This is a genomic window from Salimicrobium halophilum, from assembly GCF_900100295.1.
GTDB lineage: Bacteria > Bacillota > Bacilli > Bacillales > Halobacillaceae > Salimicrobium > Salimicrobium halophilum.
The window spans coordinates 155,915-177,266 of record NZ_FNEV01000007.1; the positions used below are offsets into that span (position 1 = coordinate 155,915).

General features: G+C 47.4%; 17 protein-coding genes. 13 read left to right on the top strand and 4 right to left on the bottom strand.

Features of this window, described 5'->3' with window-relative positions; genetic code table 11:
* Positions 1-16 precede the first annotated feature (16 nt).
* Both BLQ44_RS12010 and BLQ44_RS12015 read right to left on the bottom strand, forming a co-directional pair.
* Positions 17-1,825, bottom strand: coding sequence for an adenylate/guanylate cyclase domain-containing protein (locus BLQ44_RS12010; protein ID WP_093194136.1), 1,809 nt, complete (start codon positions 1,823-1,825; stop codon positions 17-19).
* A gap of 14 nt (positions 1,826-1,839) precedes the next feature.
* Positions 1,840-2,937: an HD domain-containing phosphohydrolase gene (locus tag BLQ44_RS12015; RefSeq protein ID WP_093194137.1), complete on the bottom strand. Its 1,098-nt coding sequence runs from the start codon at positions 2,935-2,937 to the stop codon at positions 1,840-1,842.
* A 106-nt stretch (positions 2,938-3,043) separates the two neighbouring features.
* Between BLQ44_RS12015 and BLQ44_RS12020 the strand changes: the two genes are divergently transcribed.
* The 10 genes from BLQ44_RS12020 (at position 3,044) to BLQ44_RS12070 (ending at position 16,757) form a co-directional block, all read left to right on the top strand.
* Entirely contained in the window at positions 3,044-3,394 is a 351-nt protein-coding gene (locus tag BLQ44_RS12020; RefSeq protein WP_093194138.1) for a DUF3307 domain-containing protein, read from the top strand.
* A gap of 60 nt (positions 3,395-3,454) precedes the next feature.
* Positions 3,455-3,826 (top strand): hypothetical protein, encoded by a 372-nt coding sequence (locus tag BLQ44_RS12025; RefSeq protein ID WP_093194139.1) that lies wholly within the window; start codon positions 3,455-3,457, stop codon positions 3,824-3,826.
* A gap of 548 nt (positions 3,827-4,374) precedes the next feature.
* Positions 4,375-6,282: a 1,4-alpha-glucan branching protein GlgB gene (gene glgB / locus BLQ44_RS12035; protein WP_093194141.1), complete on the top strand. Its 1,908-nt coding sequence runs from the start codon at positions 4,375-4,377 to the stop codon at positions 6,280-6,282.
* Positions 6,283-7,452 (top strand): glucose-1-phosphate adenylyltransferase, encoded by a 1,170-nt coding sequence (locus tag BLQ44_RS12040; RefSeq protein WP_281241416.1) that lies wholly within the window; start codon positions 6,283-6,285, stop codon positions 7,450-7,452.
* A 14-nt stretch (positions 7,453-7,466) separates the two neighbouring features.
* Positions 7,467-8,573, top strand: coding sequence for a glucose-1-phosphate adenylyltransferase subunit GlgD (glgD, locus tag BLQ44_RS12045; RefSeq protein WP_093194143.1), 1,107 nt, complete (start codon positions 7,467-7,469; stop codon positions 8,571-8,573).
* A 74-nt stretch (positions 8,574-8,647) separates the two neighbouring features.
* Positions 8,648-10,078, top strand: a complete 1,431-nt coding sequence (gene glgA / locus BLQ44_RS12050; RefSeq protein ID WP_093194144.1) for a glycogen synthase GlgA — start codon at positions 8,648-8,650, stop codon at positions 10,076-10,078.
* A 26-nt stretch (positions 10,079-10,104) separates the two neighbouring features.
* A complete protein-coding gene (locus BLQ44_RS12055) occupies positions 10,105-12,543 on the top strand; it encodes a glycogen/starch/alpha-glucan phosphorylase (protein WP_093194145.1) in 2,439 nt (812 codons plus the stop codon).
* A 24-nt stretch (positions 12,544-12,567) separates the two neighbouring features.
* The gene (locus BLQ44_RS12060) at positions 12,568-14,487 is read left to right on the top strand and encodes a glycoside hydrolase family 13 protein (protein ID WP_093194146.1); all 1,920 of its coding nucleotides are present in this window, start codon (positions 12,568-12,570) and stop codon (positions 14,485-14,487) included.
* A gap of 245 nt (positions 14,488-14,732) precedes the next feature.
* Positions 14,733-14,951 (top strand): YkvS family protein, encoded by a 219-nt coding sequence (locus BLQ44_RS12065; protein WP_093194147.1) that lies wholly within the window; start codon positions 14,733-14,735, stop codon positions 14,949-14,951.
* Between the two features lie 300 nt (positions 14,952-15,251).
* Positions 15,252-16,757: a malate:quinone oxidoreductase gene (locus BLQ44_RS12070; protein WP_093194148.1), complete on the top strand. Its 1,506-nt coding sequence runs from the start codon at positions 15,252-15,254 to the stop codon at positions 16,755-16,757.
* 237 nt (positions 16,758-16,994) lie between these two features.
* Here BLQ44_RS12070 and BLQ44_RS12075 read toward each other — a convergent pair whose 3' ends face one another.
* Positions 16,995-17,591 (bottom strand): TetR/AcrR family transcriptional regulator, encoded by a 597-nt coding sequence (locus BLQ44_RS12075; protein ID WP_093194149.1) that lies wholly within the window; start codon positions 17,589-17,591, stop codon positions 16,995-16,997.
* Positions 17,592-17,740: 149 nt separating this feature from the next.
* Between BLQ44_RS12075 and BLQ44_RS12080 the strand changes: the two genes are divergently transcribed.
* Positions 17,741-18,511: an SDR family NAD(P)-dependent oxidoreductase gene (locus BLQ44_RS12080; protein ID WP_093194150.1), complete on the top strand. Its 771-nt coding sequence runs from the start codon at positions 17,741-17,743 to the stop codon at positions 18,509-18,511.
* A 24-nt stretch (positions 18,512-18,535) separates the two neighbouring features.
* The gene (locus BLQ44_RS12085; protein ID WP_093194151.1) at positions 18,536-19,297 is read left to right on the top strand and encodes an SDR family NAD(P)-dependent oxidoreductase; all 762 of its coding nucleotides are present in this window, start codon (positions 18,536-18,538) and stop codon (positions 19,295-19,297) included.
* 381 nt (positions 19,298-19,678) lie between these two features.
* Here BLQ44_RS12085 and BLQ44_RS12090 read toward each other — a convergent pair whose 3' ends face one another.
* Positions 19,679-20,569, bottom strand: a complete 891-nt coding sequence (locus tag BLQ44_RS12090; protein ID WP_093194152.1) for a fructose bisphosphate aldolase — start codon at positions 20,567-20,569, stop codon at positions 19,679-19,681.
* A 166-nt stretch (positions 20,570-20,735) separates the two neighbouring features.
* Here BLQ44_RS12090 and BLQ44_RS12095 point away from each other — a divergent pair, with 166 nt between their 5' ends.
* Positions 20,736-21,254: an RDD family protein gene (locus BLQ44_RS12095; RefSeq protein ID WP_093194153.1), complete on the top strand. Its 519-nt coding sequence runs from the start codon at positions 20,736-20,738 to the stop codon at positions 21,252-21,254.
* Positions 21,255-21,352 lie beyond the last annotated feature (98 nt).

A 21,352-nucleotide genomic window follows, 5' to 3' on the forward strand; every position in this document is an offset into this window, starting at 1 on the left:
AAACGCTATCAGGGCATCACTCACTCGAAGAAGTATCTCTTTTCACATAAACGAGCTCAACGTCTTCTTCAATCCCGCGGAGATGCTCTTCGCTGGATTCACTCTCCCAGCCATCAAGATCTTCTTTCATACTTTCAAACAGATCAGAAGTGAGCACGATATCATTCCCCCGGCTTTTCTGTTCAATGCGGGAGGCGACGTTCACCGTGTGCCCGAAATAGTCGAGCAGGTCGTTGGCATTCACTGCGATGACCGGACCGCTGTGCATACCTACTTTAATTTCCAGCGGTTCCTGGACCTTCTCCCGCAGGTCTTCGATGTCCTTCTGAATTTGCATGGCTGCATGAAAGGCGTTCGTCTCTTTGGAAAATGCGGCCATGACGGAATCTCCGATAGTTTTGACGATGCTCCCTTCGTGCTTTCTTACAATGTCACGTATGAAATCGAAGTGCTTGCGTACATCCGCATAAGCGGGAGCGTCGCCGACCTTTTCATACATACTTGTAGATCCCCGAAGGTCCGTGAACAGGATCGTCATGTTGCTGATATGGATTTCCTGATCTGGTGACAGCACTTCCGTTGCGAACAGGTCACGGAAGAGTTGCAGAGAGGTCAGTTCTTTTGCTGTCAGTGCATCTTCATTCCACTGCGTTTCTTCCATCACAAGAACGGTTTCCTCTTCGTTACGGTTGTGAACCGTAAGAGATGTTCCTGGAGTGTAAAAAGCAGCGTCAAAGCCTTCCCTCGTAATGGTCAAAGTCGTATCTACGGTCGTCGTGTTCTCTGTATCGATGCCGGCCGTGAAGTTATGCCCGAGTACCCGGAAACGCACGTCGGTCTGAGGCACCGGAATCATCACGTCAGAGGAGCCTGGTGCCAGACGGAATTGGGCGATGATATGCGGAGCGTTGACGGGGCCGTTCAGGCAGTAGATGTCTTGCCTTACTTTCCGAATCGACTCATGTGGGCGGAACTGCATTTCGATCAATCTGTCGAAATCAACGTCGTAGTCGACACCACATAAGTCACAGTGTACCTGGCCGGATACATCTTTTAAGGTGCTGGCCGTGGCTTTCGGAACGCGGCAATTCGGGCATAGCATGCTCCAGTGCTGTTCAAGGATCCCCATCTTTGTGGCCAGGAGGAATAATCGTACCGTTTCCCGCCGATCGAAACCATAAATCTTCGCCCACCTGTAAGGGCGGATGGCGTTCACTTCTTCATTATCAAGGTGAAGGATGTCTGCCTGGAGTCGGTTTGCCATAACAGTAGGGACCTCTTCCTCCTTCAATTTTTCGATGCGTGTTTCAAGAAGACTATCGTCCGCTTCAATTCGTGCATTGGTCTGAGGACGGGGAAGAGACATGCTCTGATTCTCTTCGAAAGACGCTGCATAGCCGAAGGTTTCTCTCAGTTTGGGTAAAATAACGTGAGACAGCATCATCCGGCCGAGGGCATTTCTATAAGTGAACGTCCCTTTGAGTTTCAGGAAGCTCGTTTCTGCCGTTTCTGCTCTCGTATGAACCTGCCAGACGACACGTTCCACAGGCCCCTTTTCATACACTCTCTCGACTTCATACCACTCATCCCGTACCCAGGAGAAGACCTGCTCTTTCCATTCCACAGGTATTATGCAGAAAGCTTTGGCTTCGGCGGAACGATAGAATTCCCCTCCTTCTTCTTTCCGGAAGGGGGAGAAACGTACGGGGAACAGACCGATATAATGGTTCAGGTGGTTAGAATCCGAAAGTTGTTCCCACAAAATATGTACGGGCAGCTGTATGGTCTGTTCCTCTTCATAGTGGATCGTGTTGTCCTGTTTCATAGGTCTCTTCTCCTTCAGGCGGATGAATACTCATCTCTTATTTTCCGGAAGACATCGAAATTATCGAGAAATATCGTCATTAGACGGGGGTCGAAATGTCGGCCGATCTGTTTTCGGAAATGATCGAGAATTTTATGATCCGGCCAGGCTTTTTTATAAATCCTGTCACTGCCGAGAGCATCGAAGACGTCTGCGATGGCGGTGATACGGCCGAAAATGTGGATGTCTTCTCCTTTTATTCCCCTTGGATACCCGGTTCCGTCCCATTTTTCATGATGTTCATATGCGATACGGGCCGCAGCTTGCAGTAATTCCCGTTTGGAATGGCGGAAGATGTGATAACCGATGTCTGTGTGTTCTTTCATTTTTTCGAACTCTTCGTCCGTCAGCTTCCCGGGTTTCAAAAGAAGAGTGTCGGGAATCGCGACTTTTCCGATATCATGCATAGGGGAGGCGGACATCAATAGTCGTGCCTCCTGTTCCGTCATACCTGCAAGAATTGCCAGGCGGTAGGAGTAGAGGGCGACACGTTTGACATGATGGCCGGTTTCCTTGGAACGGCTCTCCCCGATTTGCCCCATCGTTTCGAGAAGTTCTTTCTGCGTAGCGAGGAGTTCTTCGTGGAGAAGTTTGGAATCGAGGGCGTTGCCGGCGTAAGATGCGGCAAGACGAACGATTTCCTCATCTTCTTCATTGAAAACGTCGCCAGGAGGGAGCTTGTTGATGGCCTGGAATGCTCCTATGTACTCTCCATCCGTATTCATGAACGGGACGCACAGAATCGCTTTCGTTTGATATCCGGTCGATAGATCCACTGCAGGGTTGAACCGTTCATCCTGGTAAGCGTCTTTCACATGTACGACTTCTCCTGTTCGGATAGAAGTGCCGACAAGTCCGCTGTCAGCAGGGATGCGCAATTCTTCGACCCCATGAGCGGTGGTTGTCCAAAGTTCTTGTTCTTCGGAATCGAGAATCCATACGGTGCACCGATCGGCAGAGGCCAGGTCTTTTCCTAAATTGGCAAGTTGCATCAGTGTTTTGTGCAAATCGCTTTCACCGGAAATGCCTGCAATATAGGAAAGGATGGTAGTCAGCTTATGTTTCGCAGTCATGGAGGTTCTCCTTCCATATATACAAAAGGTTATTATTCTTATATGATTAGTATATCTAAATTATCAGGAAAAAGGACGGAAATTTCAACTAAGGAGGACTGGTTTCATGAGTCCATTTAGCTATATGCTGATCGGCCACCTGTTCGGTGATTATCTGTTCCAGACGAAGTGGATGGCTATACATAAGGCGGATCAGTGGCCGGCGCTACTTGTACACTCCACGGTATATACATTATTTGTCCTCCTCGCCTGTCTCTGGGGAGGAGTCGATGTCGGTTGGCTCGGCTTCGCTTTCATCTGGGGCACACACGTATTCCTCGATCGTCGTGGGTTTGTAACCTGGTGGAGCCGGACGATCATGCGCAACAAAGATCCCGAGATAGCATGGCTGTGTATCATCGTCGATCAGGTTTTTCATATTTTCGTATTGGCACTCGTCCTTCACTATCAACTTTAGTCATTACTTATACTATCGTCAGAAAAGGGGTAGTTGTTAGGAAGTCTGCAAGAGGGAAAGGTGGTAAAAATCATTCTGTATCTACTGGTGGGGTGTGCTCTTCTTGGAATTATCATTTTGATCTCAAGACTCATAACTGTACGCTATCGGTTTCAGGGAAAGACCCTGGAGTTCAGTTATGGCTTCAGCAGGAACGCGGTTCAGATGAATGTGGAAAATATCCATCAAATCTATGATATCGACTGGGGGAGGATTCCGGATTATACCGCTCAAATGGGCACCCCGGGAAGAGATTACTCCGGTTTGATTTTCGAAATGAAGGATGGACGTAACTACTTGATCCACATGCAGAATTGCAGGAAGCTGTTAGAGAGGATCGAATCGAAGAATCCGGCCATTTCCTTTGATGTTTCGTCAACTTTTTTCAATTGAGGACAAGATCATAGAGAAAAATCCAAATAAACGGAAGGCCCATCTATCGAGATGTGGTCTTTTTTTAATCGTTATCAGAAAACTATCCATTTTTTAATGGGTGAAACGGAAGGAATTGTCACCCGTAAATAAAGATAAGTCAGATTTCAAAAGGGGGAGATTCTGTGTTTATCGTCACGATTTTGATTGGATTATGTATTTTATTTTTCCCATTGCAGGGGATTAGGGACTTCAAGACGGAAAAGGTAAGTTTCAAAATTATAAGACTTTCGTTCATAGCGTTGTCTCTGTTTTTCCTTACGGTGGGAGTCATCGATCTTATGAACTTTATCAATCACCCGGATACTTATATGCGGTAACAAGAAATTTAAGCCGATAATGGGGTCCTGTATCCGTTCACTTGTTCCGGAGATTCAGTTGCGGCAGGATTCGACAAAAAATATCAGAATATTAGCACGAAATTAATTGTAATCGCGATAAGAACCTTTTATGCTAGTAATATAAGGTCATTTGCACGGGTTTACGTCAATCAGAAGGGGAGTGATAGGTTGTCAGATTTTTCTGCTTTAGAGCACGATATTTATTTATTCCACCAGGGAAACCTCCGGTACAGCTATGAACTTCTCGGGGCACATAGAGATACACAGGATGGAACCGCGGGCATAAGATTTATGGTCTGGGCACCGAATGCACAGCAGGTGAGTGTGGTAGGCGACTTCAATGATTGGGATGGCAGGGAACATCCGATGAAAAAATGGAACGAAAATGGGATCTGGCATACGTTCATCCCTGAGCTTGAAAAAGGGGAGATGTACAAGTATGAAATCCTCACTCCCCATGGACATCTGCAGCTGAAAGCGGATCCTTACGCATTTTCCAGTGAATTGCGACCGAATACCGCTTCAGCCATCTATCCCCTCGACCATTACAGGTGGAATGATGATCTATGGATGAAACGCCGAGATGAGATGAATTTCTATGAATCCCCCGTTTCCATCTATGAATTGCATTTAGGGTCATGGAAAAATATCGAATCTGAAGTCTATTATAATTACCGCGATTATGCAGATGAGGTTATTCCCTATGTCAAAGAGCTCGGGTTTACCCACATTGAACTGCTTCCGATAGCGGAACATCCCTTCGATCGCTCGTGGGGCTATCAAATCACGGGTTATTATGCGGTGACTTCCCGTTATGGCACACCGGATGACTTCCGTTACTTCGTGGACCAGTGCCACCAGCATGGCATCGGTGTCATTCTGGACTGGGTCCCGGGGCACTTCTGCAAAGATGCCCATGGTCTTCGCCGGTTTGACGGAGAAGCCCTCTATGAATATGAGAATGTCCTGAAAGCGGAGAAGCCACAATGGGGGACGTTGACGTTCGACTTCGGTCGCAATGAAGTGCAGAGCTTCTTGATTTCCAATGCCATTTACTGGTTGAAGGAGTTCCACCTCGATGGCTTGCGTGTCGATGCGGTAGCCAGCATGCTCTATCTTGATTTCGGCAAGGAGAACGATGAATGGGAACCGAATGAGCATGGAGGCAGGGAGAATCTCGAAGCGATCGCCTTCATCAAAAGGATGAATGAAGCGATTTTCGAAGAAGTCCCGAATGTATTGATGATGGCAGAAGAATCCACGTCTTATCCGCTCGTGAGCGCGCCGACTTATATCGGCGGCCTCGGTTTCAACTATAAATGGAACATGGGCTGGATGAACGACATGCTCCGTTACATGGAAATGGACCCGGTGTTCCGTAAATACAATCATAACCTCATTACGTTTTCGCTGTTCTACGCTTTTTCCGAGAATTTCGTTCTGCCTATCTCTCATGATGAAGTTGTCCACGGTAAGAAATCATTATTGAACAAGATGCCGGGAGACTACTGGCAGAAGTTCGCGAACCTTCGGGCTTTTTTAGCATTTATGTACGCCCACCCCGGTAAAAAATTATTGTTCATGGGTTCGGAATTCGGTCAATTCGATGAATGGAAAGACATGGAAGACCTCGATTGGGAGTTGTTGGATTATGATTCCCACAACTCGACCCTGGACTATGTGAAACAACTGCATCAATTTTATAAAGATATGCCGGCCTTATGGGAATTGGATCACCATGAAGATGGCTTCTCCTGGATCGACCCCCATAATGTTGAACAGAGTGTCCTGTCCTTTATACGGTGCAGCCGGTCGCCGAAAGACCAGCTTCTGGTCGTCTGCAATTTCACTCCGGTCGTCTATCATGACTATAAAGTCGGTGTCCCGCAGCCAGGACATTTCGAGGAAATATTCAATAGTGATGCGGAACATTTTGGTGGTTCCGGACAGAGGAACGGCCTGAAAGCGGAATCCATTCCAGAACCATGGCAGGGTCAGAATCATCATATCAAAATGACGATACCACCGCTTGCGGTAACTTTTTGGAAAAGAGTTAATGGACCGAAGGGGGATTAAATCATGAAAAAAGAATGTGTAGCAATGCTTCTAGCCGGCGGGCAGGGAACAAGACTGAAATCACTCACGAAGCAGATTGCAAAGCCTGCCGTCTATTTTGGAGGAAAATACCGGATCATCGATTTTCCATTGAGCAACTGTACCAACTCCGGTATTGATACGGTAGGGGTGCTCACCCAGTACGAACCATTGATTCTGAATAATTATATCGGCATCGGAAGTGACTGGGATCTCGATCGTAAATACGGCGGCGTTTCCGTGTTGCCACCATACGTCCAGTCGGAAGAAGGAGGAGGCTGGTACACAGGAACCGCCAATGCCATCTATCGAAATATCAAATTCCTCCATCAGTATGACCCGGAGCATGTACTTGTTCTGTCCGGAGACCATATTTACAAAATGGATTACAGCGATATGCTTGACTACCATAAGGCGAGCGGTGCGGATGCGACGATCTCGGTTATTGAAGTTCCGTGGGAGGAAGCGAGCAGGTTCGGCTTGATGAACACCAATGACTACGGTGTGATCACTGAATTTGAGGAGAAACCTGAATTTCCGAAGAGTAATTTGGCTTCGATGGGTGTATACATTTTCCGTTGGGATGTCCTGAAGCGCTATTTGATTGATGATGCCGATAATGAGAATTCTTCGAACGACTTCGGGAAGGATATCATCCCGGCGATGCTCGGAGACCACAAGAAGATGATGGCCTACACCTTTGACGGCTACTGGAAAGACGTAGGGACGGTTGCGAGTTTGTGGGAAGCCAATATGGATTTACTGGAAGAGAATCCAGGACTTGAATTGAATGATCACTCGTGGCGCATCTATTCGAAAAACCCGAATCAACCTCCTCAGTATATCTCCCATGAAGCGAACGTCCATAATGCGCTGATCAATGAAGGTTGCCGCATTCATGGAGACATTGGTCATTCCGTCATCTTCGATGGGGTACGTGTCGGGGAAGGTTCCATCATACGTGACTCGGTCGTCATGCCGGAAGTCAAAGTCGGAAGAAATGTCACTATCAACCGTGCCATCATCGCTGCAGGAAGTGTCATCGAAGATGGAGCTGTCATCGGCGATCCTTCACCGGAAAGCGATATTACATTAGTTGCGGATGAAGACAGTGTCATAGCAAAAAGCTACTTGGAACAGACCATTAAATAGGGGGAGGCTAATCGATGGACCGTATAGCCGGAATCATTAATTTAGATCATGAACAGGATGTATTGGATGAATTGACTTATTTTCGGTGCAGTGCCGCTGTTCCATTTGCCGGACGCTACCGAATGATCGATTTTCCCATCTCTAATATGAGCAACTCCCGGATCGGGTCGATTGCTGTTTTCGCCCGAAGGAAATACCGGTCGTTGATGGACCATTTGGAACAGGGGAAGGCCTGGGATCTGGATCGTAAGCAAGGCGGACTGTTCATCCTTCCTCCAGACTGGAATGATCCGACGGATATTTCCAAAGGGGACCTCCAGCATTTCCATAATAATATCGATTTCATCACACGTACGCTTGCCGACTATATCGTGGTCTCCGGAACACAGAATATCTGCAACATCAACTTCCGCGATGTATTGGAGGAGCATAAAGCTTCAGGTGCGGATGTCACGGTTGTATATAAAAACGTAGAGGAGCTTCACCCGGAACATAAGCGCGCCCATAAACTGACAGTGGATGAACATGGCCGTGTTACCGATATCCATCATGACCAGCGCAGTGCGAATGTCTATATGGACATGTTCATCCTCGAGAAGAATTATTTATACGGGATGATTGAAGATTGCATCGCTCATGGCTGTTCCCACCTTTTCCTCGATGGAATAAAAGCGAGACTGCCGCACATCCATATTCATGCTTACGAATACCAGGGAGCGCATGCCCTGATCAATTCGGTCGAAAGCTACTATCGTCATAGCACGAGCCTGCTGAACGGGGTGAACCAGGAGGATTTGTTCAAAGAGGAAGCGCCTATCTTCACGAAGGTGAAAAATGAACCTCCGACAAAGTATTCGGAGGGTTCGAAAGTGGCGAATACCCTGGTCGCCAATGGCTGTGTCATTGACGGTCATGTGGAAGACAGTATTTTGTTCCGCGGTGTGAAAGTGGCAAAAGGAGCGGTAATCAAAAACTCGATCATTATGCAGCGCTGTGAAATCGACAGCAACGCGGTATTAGAAAATGTCATTTTGGATAAGGACTGTCGTATTTCCAATAGCCGTACGCTGGTCGGGGTTCCTGAAAAGCCATATGTTGTAGCGAAACGTGTTTCCATGTAGGAGATTGCCTATAACGGCAATCTTTTTCCTCTTCCTACATGTGATGAAATGAACAGGTAGAAGGAGTGAACAGGATGAAAATATTGATGACAGGATCCGAATGCACCCCCTTCATCAAAACAGGCGGACTGGCAGATGTACTCGGTTCCCTTCCGGAGGCATTGCAGGAGCAGGGGGAGGATGTGCGTATTGTCCTTCCGAAATATCAGGAGATCAGTGATGAATGGAAAGCACAAATGGAACCATTGCTGGAAATGAATGTGACACTTGGCTGGCGTAATCAGTATGCCGGTGTCGAAACCATCGAACATAATGGCGTAACCGTCTATTTTATCGATAATGAATACTATTTCAAGCGTTCGAATTTGTATGGATACGGGGATGAAGCGGAACGTTTCGTATTTTTCAACCGGGCTGTAATGGAAATGATCAAAGAGCTGGAGTGGACGCCTGATGTCATCCATTGCCATGACTGGCAGAGCGGTTTGATACCTGTATTCCTTCACACCCATTACAAAGAGGACCCTGTCTTTAAAAACATGAAAACGGTCTTTACCATCCATAATCTGAAATACCAGGGAATATTCTCGGCCGACGTTTTATATGACTTGATGGAGCTGGACGAGCGTCTGATGTCACCGGAAGGGCTTGAGTTCTTCGGTGACATCAACTTCATGAAGGGAGCGTTGAATTTCGCTGATCGTATCACGACTGTCAGTGAAACTTACGCAAAAGAGATTCAAACCCCTTATTATGGGGAAAACCTAGATGGAGTATTACGGAGCAAATCGGATCGTATGGTCGGAATCGTGAACGGCATCAATATAAAAGACTATGATCCCATGAAAGATGAAGCGCTCGCCTTCCCCTACCGAAGTTCGCTGACGAAAAAATGTCATAATAAACTCTGGCTGCAAAAAAAATTGGGCCTTCCGGTACGAAGCGATGTTCCGATGATCAGCATCGTTTCCCGGCTTGTGGAGCAGAAAGGTTTCGATTTGATTGCCCGGGTCATTGATGAACTGCTGGATACTGAGGATATCCAGCTAGTTGTACTTGGTACAGGAGAATATGATTATGAACAAATGTTTGAGTGGGCACAATCGAAGTATCCGGCGAAGATGTCCGCGAATATCCTGTTCAGTGAATCCTTTTCCCGTCAAGTGTACGCAGCAAGTGACATGTTCCTGATGCCATCGAGGTTTGAACCGTGCGGCATCGGACAATTGATCGCGCTGCGCTACCTGTCTGTCCCTATCGTCAGGGAAACAGGAGGGCTTGCTGACACTGTGCAGCCATACAATGAACAGACAGGGGAAGGGAACGGCTTCACATTTACGAATTACAATGCCCACGACATGCTGTTCACCATCCGTCGGTCCCTTGAATTTTACCAGGATAAAGAGGTCTGGAAACCGCTCATTAAAAATATTACGAAAAGTCAATTTCCATGGAAGTATTCTGCACGCCAGTATCGTGAGGTGTACGCGCAGGTCATGGAATAGGGCAGGATGAATGGAGGAAACCGTAAATGTTCAGCGATAAAGAGGAATTCAAGCAGGCATTTTCCCAGAAGCTCGAGGCTGAGCTGGGTAAGACAGTTGAAACCGCTACAGAGGTGGATGCTTATAGAGTTCTTGGTTCGCTGTTGCGTGAAAGAATCGGAAAGAAATGGCTGGAGACCCATCAGCGCTACGAACAGGAGAAGGAAAAACAAGTCTACTATTTTTCGATGGAATTTCTGATGGGCAGGTTAATGGGGAATAATCTATTGAACATGCAGGTGGTCGGTGTCGTCTCGGAAGGTTTGAAGGACTTGGGGTTCGACCTGAGTGAATTGGAGGAAGAAGAGAGCGATGCAGGACTTGGTAACGGTGGACTCGGCAGGCTGGCTGCCTGTTTTCTGGACTCTCTTGCTTCGTTAGGTCTTGCCGGGCATGGCTATGGAATCCGCTATAAATACGGGATGTTCGACCAGAAGATCATCGATGGCAACCAGGTCGAATTCCCTGATCTATGGTTGTCCCGTGAATTCGTCTGGGAAGTCCGTCGACCGGAAGAAGCCGTGGAGGTCCGGTTAGGCGGTCATGTGTCATCAAGGGAGGATGAAGATGGCAACCTTCATTTTGACCACTATGATTATGAGCAGGTCCAGGCAGTTCCCTACGACGTTCCGGTTGTAGGTTATGAAAGTGATACCGTAAACACGCTGCGCCTGTGGTCTGTCGAAGCCAACCTGGATGATACGATCAAGAAAGCGGAAAAGCTGAACGAATTCGGAAATTTCCTCGGTCATAAGCGCTCCCTGGAAGCGATATCGGAATTCCTGTATCCCGATGACTCTCATGAAGAAGGAAAACAACTAAGATTGAAACAGGAATACTTTCTGGTATCAGCGGGGGTGCAGAGCGCTGTGCGAGCTTTTGAACAATTGGATCTTCCCTGGGCCGCTTTTCCTGAGAAAGTCGCCCTTCATATCAATGATACCCACCCGGCGATGGTCATTCCCGAATTGATGCGTGTATTGATGGATGAAAAGCAACTGGGATGGAAAGAAGCCTGGGGTATCACCCAAGCTTCCGTTTCCTATACCAACCATACGACGCTCAGTGAAGCGCTGGAATCGTGGCCGGTAGATATGGTCCGTCAATTGTTGCCGAGGATTTTCATGATTATGGAAGAAATCAACGAGCGGTTCTGCCAATCACTATGGGAACAGTACCCGGGAGAATTCGATCGCATCGCGGAACTCGCCATTATAGCCGATGGACAGGTGAAAATGGCACACCTGGCGATTGTTGGAAGCCATAGTATCAATGGGGTGGCGAAGCTGCATACGGAGATACTGAAAAAACGGGAGATGAAAATTTTCTACGATACGTTCCCGGAGCGGTTCAACAACAAGACCAACGGCATTACCCACAGGCGCTGGCTGATGCATGCCAACAAGCCTCTTGCCGGGCTTATTACTGACACGATCGGTGAAACCTGGATCGATAAACCTGCCCGGCTCACAGATCTGCTGGCTTATCAGGACGACGCAGGGGTATTGGATCGAATTCAAGCCATCAAGCAAAGGAACAAAGAAAGCTTGGCTTCCTGGGTTTATGAGAAGAAAGGAATTTCCCTTGATCCCCAATCGATCTTCGACGTCCACATCAAGCGGCTCCATGGCTACAAGCGGCAGCTCCTGAACGCCCTGCATATCATGCACCTGTATAACAAAATCAAAATGGATCCAACGCTCGCCATGGCTCCGAGAACCTTCTTTTTCGGGGCAAAAGCAGCACAAGGCTACCATTATGCCAAGAAAATCATTAAGCTGATCAATACGATTGCTGATGTGGTGAATAATGACCCGGTGGTAAACAGCAAGCTTAAAGTCGTTTTTCTGGAAAATTATTCGGTTTCCCTTGCGGAACGAATCATTCCGGCAGCCAATGTCAGTGAACAGATCTCGACTGCAAGCAAAGAAGCTTCCGGTACGGGGAACATGAAGCTGATGATGAACGGGGCATTGACGCTTGGAACGATGGATGGTGCCAATGTGGAAATCCATGAACTTGTAGGGAAGGACAACATTTACACGTTCGGGTTAAGCTCCGAGGAAGTTTTGGAATATTACCGGTCCGGCAGCTACTCTTCGAAGCACATTTACGAAACGGACGAAGTTGTTCGACTCACTGTCGATCAGTTGATTCATTACAGTCCTTTTTCCAAAGGGGATACGGAGTTCCAGGAAATCTACGATTCGCTTATTTCTCATAACGATGAATTTTTTGTACTGAAGGATTTCCAAGCTTATGTAGCTGCTCAAGAGCAGGTCGGCATCGATTACCAGAATGAACAGACCTGGAACAGGAAAAGCCTGATCAACATCGCGCATGCCGGGAAATTTTCCAGTGACCGGACTATCCAGGAATATGCTTCGGATATCTGGCGAATCGCACCGGTGAACACGTTCAAGTGATCGATGAATGGAGGAGGACGCAGGATGAAATCAGATGACGTTTATCATAACAGCTTTCATACACAATATCGCGAGCCATTCGGTGCTGCACCTAATGGCTCGAATGTCACACTCACCATCGATATCCATAACCACTACCGTATTTCGAACGTCATCCTTCATTACATTCTGGATAAAACGGATCATGAAAAAACGCAGGAAATGGATATCTATGCAGAGCAGCACCAGTTTTTTGGGTATGAGACGACAATCGTCATGCCGGAAGACCCCCAGCTGGTCTGGTACTATTTTGAAATTCAGCTCGAGGATGGAGAGTTTTTTTACGGACGACGGAACATCGAAGAAAGCGGGCACGGGATGGTTTACGAGCAAGTGCCTCCGTCCTGGCAGATTACCGTTTATGATCCTGACTACGAAACTCCGGCATGGTGGAAGCACGGGACGATCTATCAGATTTTCCCCGACCGCTTCTATGCGGCAGGAGAACGTGAGCTTGCCAAAGCCCCAAAGACAAGCTTGATGCACAGCCATTGGGACAATGACCCGATTTATATCCGGGATGAGAATGGTGCGGTCGTCCGGTGGGATTTCTTCGGGGGGAATATCCGGGGGATTATGGAAAAGCTTGATTATATCGAGTCGCTCGGTGTCACGGTGATCTACTTGAACCCTGTTTTTGAAGCGGAAAGCAATCACCGTTATGATACCGGTGATTATCATACGGTCGATCAGCTGCTCGGAAGCAATGAAGATTTAGCAGAACTTACCCGCAAGGCCAAGGACCGTGGGATTGAAATTATGCTCGATGGTGTCTTCAATCATACCGGAAGCAACAGTATTTATTTCAACCAGCGCGACCAGTATGATTCTCTCGGAGCCTATCAATCGGAAGAATCACCTTATCATTCCTGGTACATGTTCCACGACCATCCGGATGAATATGAATCATGGTGGGGCGTCGGGACCCTTCCGACGGTTGATAAAGACGATGAAAGCTACCGGAACTTTCTTATCCATAAGGAAGATAGCGTCCTGAAATACTGGCAAAAACACGGACTTAAGCACTGGCGTCTCGATGTTGCGGATGAATTGACCGATGACTTGATCAAGCAAATCTACCAGCAGTTGAAAAAAGAGGATGCTTCCAGTGTGTTGCTGGGAGAAGTATGGGAAGACGCCACGACAAAAATCGGCCATGGTAAGCGGAGGGACTATTTGCTTGGCGGTGTCCTGGATTCGGTTATGAACTATCCGTTACGAGGATTGATGCTCGCGTTCATGAACGGGGATGCTGATGCCTTTGATGTCGAACGTCGGTTGTTGACACTGAGCGAGCACTATCCGAAGCACTACTTTTATGCATTGATGAATATGTTATCCAGCCATGACGTCGAACGAGTCAAGACGATGCTCGACTTGTTTTTGCCGGAAGATATGGAAGCGGACGACAAAGCTGTCATCGTCGATGCCCAGGTGAAAGCACTCAGCTTGTGGCTCTATACGTTTCCTGGAGTACCATCGCTTTATTACGGGGATGAGGCAGGTTTGACCGGTGGCAGTGACCCGGATAACCGTAAGCCATATCCATGGAACAGGGAAGATGAGAGTCTGGTAGAGTGGTATCAAAGAATCGGGAAATGGCGCCGTGAGCACCAGGCGTTGCGTACCGGCTACTGGAAATCCCATTCCCTCCATCATGATGTGTATTCCTTTGAACGGTGGATAGAAAACGGCGTCGACAATTTCGGTGGAAGTGCCAGCAACGAACATATGGTCTATCTTTTCAACCGTCATATCAACGAAACTCGGAAAGTGTCTCTAACGGTGAGAAAAGGGAAGTGGCAGCATATGGAGAATAAAAAGCGAGTGTTCAAGGCGAAAGGCGGCGTACTGACGTTGACATTAGGACCGTCTGAAAGCATGCTGCTTCGTCATATGCATTAACTGTAGAGGACCATGTCGGAAGTACGGACATATGCTATGTGCATATTCCGTACTTCTTTGGCGTGAGAGGATATTCCGCTCTTTTAACGGAAGGTTCACACATATACATAGCCTCCAGCGCATATAGTTCAGCGAAAGGGTATTTATCTCTTCTTTACCTGCTTCGGGTATTTCGTTAAGTTTTTGCTTGATTTTGAAAACGTTACCATTTAGAATTAGAAAAAATGACAGAAGGAGAGACAGAGATGGCAACGATCAACGAGAAAGCAATCGCAGAAATTGGAGATATCGTTACGTTCGAACGGAAAAATGAAACATGGACCGGGCAAGTGGTACCATCCGGCTGCACGAACTCTGTCGTAGTCGATTTGCGCGTCATGGATAAGCTGCCGGACCGGGAGAATGCTTCTCACCTTACTTGCGTCAATCACAAGAATTACCGGATCGTTTCCCGTTCTTCGTGAACATCGGGGTCCGGTATACATAAAAGAATAGGTTCGTGCCTACCGGCTGAAGAAGTCCGGTAGGCATTTTTGATTGTCTCGGGTTTGATTTCAGATACGTGCGGGTACTTTTAAGAGTTCATCCGTTTATATGTGGAGAGGGATCAGATGGCTGTAATCTCTGTAATTCGACCTGAATATTTAAATTTTACGACAATAGTGATAAACTGATTATGGAAATACAATATACTGGGGAAGATGTATTTTTAGTCTGACAACGCTGCATCTTTTCTTCAATACATAGGGAGTAGGATTGGTGACATGACTAAACAGCATACGGAAACAGACATTATTTTGATCGGTGCCGGTATCATGAGCGCGACATTGGCTTCACTGCTTAAGGAACTGGCTCCTGAATGGAACATCAAAGTATTCGAACGACTCGAAAAAGCAGGGGAAGAAAGTTCAAATGTATGGAACAACGCGGGCACAGGCCACGCTGCTCTTTGTGAGCTGAACTATACGAAAGAGCAGGAAGACGGTTCGATCGACATTAGTAAAGCCGTAAACATCAATGAGAAATTTGAAGTATCGAAACAATTCTGGTCCTATCTTGTAGAACGTGGATTGATCAAGGATCCCGGTTCGTTCATCCAGCCGATTCCGCATATCAGTTTCGTACGAGGCGAGGACCACGTGGATTTCTTAAGAAAGCGCTACGAAAAAATGACAGCGCATCCTTTATTCGAAGGCATGCTTTACGCAGAAGACAGAGAAACGCTCGAGCAGTGGATGCCGCTTATGATGAAAGATCGTCCAAAGGATGAAGCGGTGGCTGCGACGAAGATCGATTCGGGTACGGACGTGAACTTCGGAGTGTTGACGAATGTGTTGCTGGATCATGCGACAGAAGGTAACGTGGACGTGCGATACAATCAGGACGTCAGTGATATCGTACGTGCAGACGACGGAAGCTGGGAAGTGCAGGTGCACAACTTGAACGAAGATCGCATCGAGCATCACAAAGCTCCTTTCGTGTTCATCGGAAGCGGCGGCGGAAGCCTTCATCTCTTGCAGAAGTCCGGTGTTCCGGAAGGACAAGGCTTCGGCGGCTTCCCGGTCAGTGGACAGTTCCTTGTGTGCGATAATCCGGAAGTGGTGAAGCAGCACCGCGGAAAAGTGTACAGCAAAGCACCAGTCGGAGCACCTCCGATGTCTGTGCCACACCTGGATACACGCTTCATCGATGGAAAAGAGACGCTTCTATTCGGTCCTTTCGCCGGATTTTCACCGAAATTCCAGAAGACGGGATCACTCATGGATCTTCTTAATTCCGTGAGACCGGACAACCTGGTGACGATGGTTGCGGCCGGAGCGAAAAACGTGCCGCTGACGAAGTACCTCATCCAGCAGGTTCTCCTTTCCAAAGAGCAACGCGTGGAAGCGCTCCGTGAATTCGTTCCGGATGCCAAAGAAGGAGACTGGGACCTTGTGACAGCCGGACAGCGCGTACAGATACTGAAGGATACCGATGATGGTGGAAAAGGAACCCTTCAGTTCGGTACGGAGCTTGTAACGGCAGGCGACGGATCCCTCGCAGCTCTTCTCGGAGCATCTCCAGGTGCCTCGACAGCCGTGTCGATTATGCTTGAGCTGATGGAAAAATGCTTCCCTGAGCGCGTAGAGGAATGGGAGTCGGTCATCCGTGAAATGGTGCCGTCCTATGGCGTGACGCTTGCGGATGATCGTGAGCTGATTGAGGAAGTGCAGGATTATACGACGAAGACATTGAATCTTGTAGGACGCAGACAGACGAGCGTCACATGATTTTGAAACGTCTTCTTCCGGTCTGTTTGGGCTGGGAGAGGGCGTTTTTGTTTTGGCGGGGAAATTATGCGATGTTTTTGACAGGAATACTTTTGAAAAATACCTTATTCCCATGGGAATAAGGTATTTTTCGTATGCGAAATTATAAAAATATTTTATAACAAAGAGTATGCGATGATTCTCAAGAAATCCGTGGTCGAAAGTGTCGCATAACCAGTTAATTAATAACTAGAAGGCTCAGTCTCTGCGTACGCGAATCGTCGGCGTGTGGAAGCGGAGAATGTAAATCAATTGTTCCTTCATGTAATCGGCAGAAGGTTCGAAATCCTGTTCAATCCAGTTGAGAATCAGTCCGATGATTCCATGGATTCGGTAGGTCCGGAAGAGGCTCAAATCGATGGAGGGGTCTTCATCGATTGAAAAATCGAATTCCCGGAAGAACATCTTCTCCAGCCGGTCCGTCATTTTTTCCCGGAAGCGCCAGTTCGTGTTTTTGTGCAGCAGGGTTTTGTAAAAGCGTTCTTTTTCTTTGAAATGATCGAAGAGGGTTAAAGAGGATGGATCAAAGGCGTATAAGTCTATGATTTCATCCTGTTCATAGGGAGAACGGAAAGATTCTTCCATTTCCACGAGTAAGTCATCGATCGTCTCGTCTAGAAGGTCTTCTTTCGTATCATAATGCGTGTAAAACGTACCTCTGTTGTATTTTGCAAGCTCTGTGATCTCCGTAATATAGATCGCGGACAGCTCTTTTTCTTCAAGTAAGGCGACCAGGGCTTCCTGCATATTTTCTTTTGTACGTTGAACTCGCCGATCCGGATAACGGTTCGTCATGCGACAGACCTCCCAACTTTTTTTCAACAGTACTGTTCTTTGTGTTGAATAATGAACACTACGTACATTATTGCATATTGTCGCAGATTGTCACATCTATTACGATTGAAATGTAAACGGTTACTTTTGAAAAAAAGGAGATAGACACAATGACGTATCCAGTATTGGAAGACAAAGTGGCAATTGTTACAGGAGCAGCTATGGGGATGGGAGAAGCGACTGCGAAACTGTTCGCGGACGCGAAAGCCAAAGTCGTAGTGGCGGATATGAACGAAGAAAAAGGCTTGGACGTGGTGAAAGAAATTGAAAAGAACGGTGGCACGGCAACGTTTGTGAAAGTGGATATTTCAAATTCCGACGAAGTGCAGAGTATGGTGAAGGAAACGGTCGAAACTTATGGTCGGCTGGACGTCGCCGTAAATAACGCAGCACTCACACCGGACGATAAGCCTGTTGCGGAATTCGATGAAGCCTACTGGGATAAATTGATGTCCATCGATTTGACGGGTACGGCACTTTGCATGAAGTATGAAATTCAGCAATTCCTGGAGCAGGGCGAGGGTGGATCGATCGTCAATATCTCCTCTGTGAGCGGGTTCCGCCCGCAGCCGAACAATATAGCTTATGTAGCAGCTAAGCACGGAGTCGTCGGTATGACGAAAGTCGCTGCAATGGAATACGGAGAGAAGAATATCCGTGTGAATTCCGTAGCTCCGGGAGCCATCGATACACCTATGCTGCGTGGTGCTCTTGAACAGTTTGGATTCACGGCGGAAGAATATGCACCTCAGCTCAGCCTTTTGAATCGTTTCGGAAAAGCGGAAGAGATTGCGGAAGCGAGTCTCTGGCTTGCCTCTGATCAATCCTCCTATGTAACCGGAACAACCATCCATGCGAACGCCGGCTATACAAGCCGTTAAAATAAGGAAAAGGTGGTTTTATGAATGAGTTTCGAAGGAAAAGGAGTCATCATCACCGGAGGAGCAGGCGGAATAGGGAAAGCTGCAGCGAAACAGTTTCTGAATGAAGGCGCGAAAGTTCTTCTCGTAGATATGAATGAAGATGCACTTTCAGATGCGAAAAATGAACTCGGCGGGGCCCTCTATACGTACAAAGCGGATGTAACGAAGGAAGAAGACGTGAAAGGATACGTCAAAGAAGCGGAAGACAAGCTTGGAAGTGTGGATGTATTTTTCAACAATGCCGGAATTGACGGGACATTCGCCATGATCACTGAGCAGGAAAGCAGTGATCTCGATGCTGTCCTTGGGGTGAACGTCAAAGGAGTTTTCCATGGACTGAAACACGTCATGCCGGCGATGGAGAAAAATGGAGGCGGAGCGATCGTGAACACCGCTTCGGTTGCCGGTCTGATCGGAGCACCGGGTATGTCGCCATACATTGCGTCCAAACATGCAGTGATCGGTTTGACGAAGACGGCAGCCCTTGAAGGAGTGGAGAAAGGAATCCGCGTCAACTCCGTATGCCCGGCACCGGTAGATACGAACATGATGCGTTCTATCGAAAAAGGGATGAACCCGGATAACGCAGAGGAAGCGAAAGAACAGCAGGCAGCAGCGATTCCGATGGGGCGTTATGCCGAACCGGAAGAAATCGCGAACCTCGTCCTGTTCCTTGCATCTGACAAAGCCTCCTACATCAACAGCAGCCACTATACGATTGATGGCGGGATGAACCCTAATTAAATAAGAAAAGCGGAGGCTCCCCGCTTAGAAACCTCAGCCATAAGCAGGAGGGTCAGACAAAGGCGATCTTTCCTTTTTCTGATCCCTCCTGCTTATGGCTCGAGTTTCTGGGAGCTGCAGCTAGACAGGAAAAGCGGAAACTCCTGGTGAAGGATTCAAGGGTAATGCGATAGTTTTCTAATAGATGCCTTTGAAAAGTATCGCATTCCCATTAGATTAAGGTATTTTTCTGATGGGAGTTTAGGAAAATACCAGATAAAAAAAGTTATGCGATGTTTCGCAAGAGGTTCGTAAGCGGAAGTGTCTCATAACTAAGTCAAGCACCTGCAAATGACCAAAAATAACGCCTGTCCAAAAGCGGACAGGCGTTAAAGTCATGTCTTATTTTTTATTTACAGAAGCGTCGTAGATGGAATCTACTGCTTGTTGCAATGTATTGTTGAATTCTTCATCGGACTGCTTCACGTTCACGTCTGTAACGAGAGCGCGGGAGAAGCTTGCGATGATGTTGTCGTTTTCTTTCAGCTTCTGGTTCGCTTCATCACGGGAATATCCGCCAGAAAGCGCTACGACGCGAAGGACGCGTGGGTGACCAGTAAGTTCTTTATACGTATTCGCGTTTGTCGGAATTGTAAGCTTAAGCATGACGTGCTGATCCTCTGGAAGTTCGTCGAGATGCTTCTTAAGCTCGACTTTAAGGATTTCCTCGGATTTTACTTTATCCGCACTGTCGATGTCCACTTCCGGCTCAACGATCGGAATCATGTCATAGCTCAATACTTTCTCCGCTACTTCGAACTGCTGCTTGACTAGCTCTTTGATTCCTTCAGCGTTAGGCTCGTGAACGACAGAACGCTCTTTCGTACCGAAGATGTTGCGTTCATTGCCGCGACGAAGTTTCTCATCGAGGTCTTTGATCGGTTTCATCAGCTGTACGCCGTTCTCTTTCTCAGCAAGACCGCTATCGATTTTAAGGAAAGGGACGATGCCTTTGGATGCGAGATAGTCTCCCGTGTACTGGCCTTCGATTTCACGATCCATCGTCTGTTCGAAAAGGATCGCTCCAACGATTTTATCAGAACTGAACGCCGGGGACGTGATGATGCGTGTTCTCATCTCATGGACGAGGTCGAACATTTCATCTTCATTGGAATACTGGTCTTCAGCTACGCCATAAGCGGCTAGAGCTTTCGGGGTGCTTCCGCCACTCTGGTCAAGCGCAGCGATGAAGCCGCCTTTGGATTTCATTTGCTCAAAATGCTGTTGATTCATTCCACTCACTCCTTCTTTTTTAATCCTCCCTAGATTATAACATGGAGTCTTTCTACCATGAAATATTAGGGGCTTCAACGAGATGGCGAGCGGAGTCCGAAGCTTATTGATGTAGTATAATGGAAGCGCGGAATAGATATGTAATCGAGAGTAGGGGGACGATGTGATGAAGAACGCAGGAGCAGGTAGACGTATTCTGGCTTTTGGCTTCGACTATCTCTTGATTCTTTTGTACGGCATCGGAGTTGTCGGTTCAGTCGCTGTTCTATTCCGGGAACCCTTCACTTCCCTGTTCACTCATTCGCCACTGGTAGCACAAGCTTCCGGCTTCGTAGTGATCACGTTACCTGTGTTTCTCTATTTCTCCATTTCAGAAGGTTCCAGGCATCAGGGGACATGGGGGAAACGAAGGCTGAGACTTCTCGTAACTGATAACACTGGTGAAAAGCTTACCTTAGGAAAGGCCTTGCTGAGGTCAGGGTTGAAATTTTTGCCGTGGGAACTGGCGCATTTCTTCATCTGGCATGCTGCCCTTCCTTCATCTCTTCCTTCTGGAGTGGTGGTCGCGGGATTGGTAGGAGCGAATCTTCTTCTCGTTATTTATGTAGCTTTTCCATTTTTTGAAAAGAATTCACGGAACGTATATGACCTCCGGGTCAGTACTTTTGTATACACGAAAGGGTGATTGTTCTGTACAAAAAGAGCCTCATAGTATTAGTCATAGCAGTTGTCTTGGATTTGGTATGCAAAGGTTTGATTTACCGCAATCTTAGTGATTCTGCA

Coding starts and splice junctions, on each gene's coding strand:
- BLQ44_RS12010 (WP_093194136.1), bottom strand. CDS start 1,825: ATGAAACAGGACAACACGATCCACTATGAAGAGGAACAGACCATACAG.
- BLQ44_RS12015 (WP_093194137.1), bottom strand. CDS start 2,937: ATGACTGCGAAACATAAGCTGACTACCATCCTTTCCTATATTGCAGGC.
- BLQ44_RS12020 (WP_093194138.1), top strand. CDS start 3,044: ATGAGTCCATTTAGCTATATGCTGATCGGCCACCTGTTCGGTGATTAT.
- glgD (WP_093194143.1), top strand. CDS start 7,467: ATGGACCGTATAGCCGGAATCATTAATTTAGATCATGAACAGGATGTA.
- glgA (WP_093194144.1), top strand. CDS start 8,648: ATGAAAATATTGATGACAGGATCCGAATGCACCCCCTTCATCAAAACA.
- BLQ44_RS12055 (WP_093194145.1), top strand. CDS start 10,105: ATGTTCAGCGATAAAGAGGAATTCAAGCAGGCATTTTCCCAGAAGCTC.
- BLQ44_RS12060 (WP_093194146.1), top strand. CDS start 12,568: ATGAAATCAGATGACGTTTATCATAACAGCTTTCATACACAATATCGC.
- BLQ44_RS12065 (WP_093194147.1), top strand. CDS start 14,733: ATGGCAACGATCAACGAGAAAGCAATCGCAGAAATTGGAGATATCGTT.
- BLQ44_RS12070 (WP_093194148.1), top strand. CDS start 15,252: ATGACTAAACAGCATACGGAAACAGACATTATTTTGATCGGTGCCGGT.
- BLQ44_RS12075 (WP_093194149.1), bottom strand. CDS start 17,591: ATGACGAACCGTTATCCGGATCGGCGAGTTCAACGTACAAAAGAAAAT.
- BLQ44_RS12080 (WP_093194150.1), top strand. CDS start 17,741: ATGACGTATCCAGTATTGGAAGACAAAGTGGCAATTGTTACAGGAGCA.
- BLQ44_RS12085 (WP_093194151.1), top strand. CDS start 18,536: ATGAGTTTCGAAGGAAAAGGAGTCATCATCACCGGAGGAGCAGGCGGA.
- BLQ44_RS12090 (WP_093194152.1), bottom strand. CDS start 20,569: ATGAATCAACAGCATTTTGAGCAAATGAAATCCAAAGGCGGCTTCATC.
- BLQ44_RS12095 (WP_093194153.1), top strand. CDS start 20,736: ATGAAGAACGCAGGAGCAGGTAGACGTATTCTGGCTTTTGGCTTCGAC.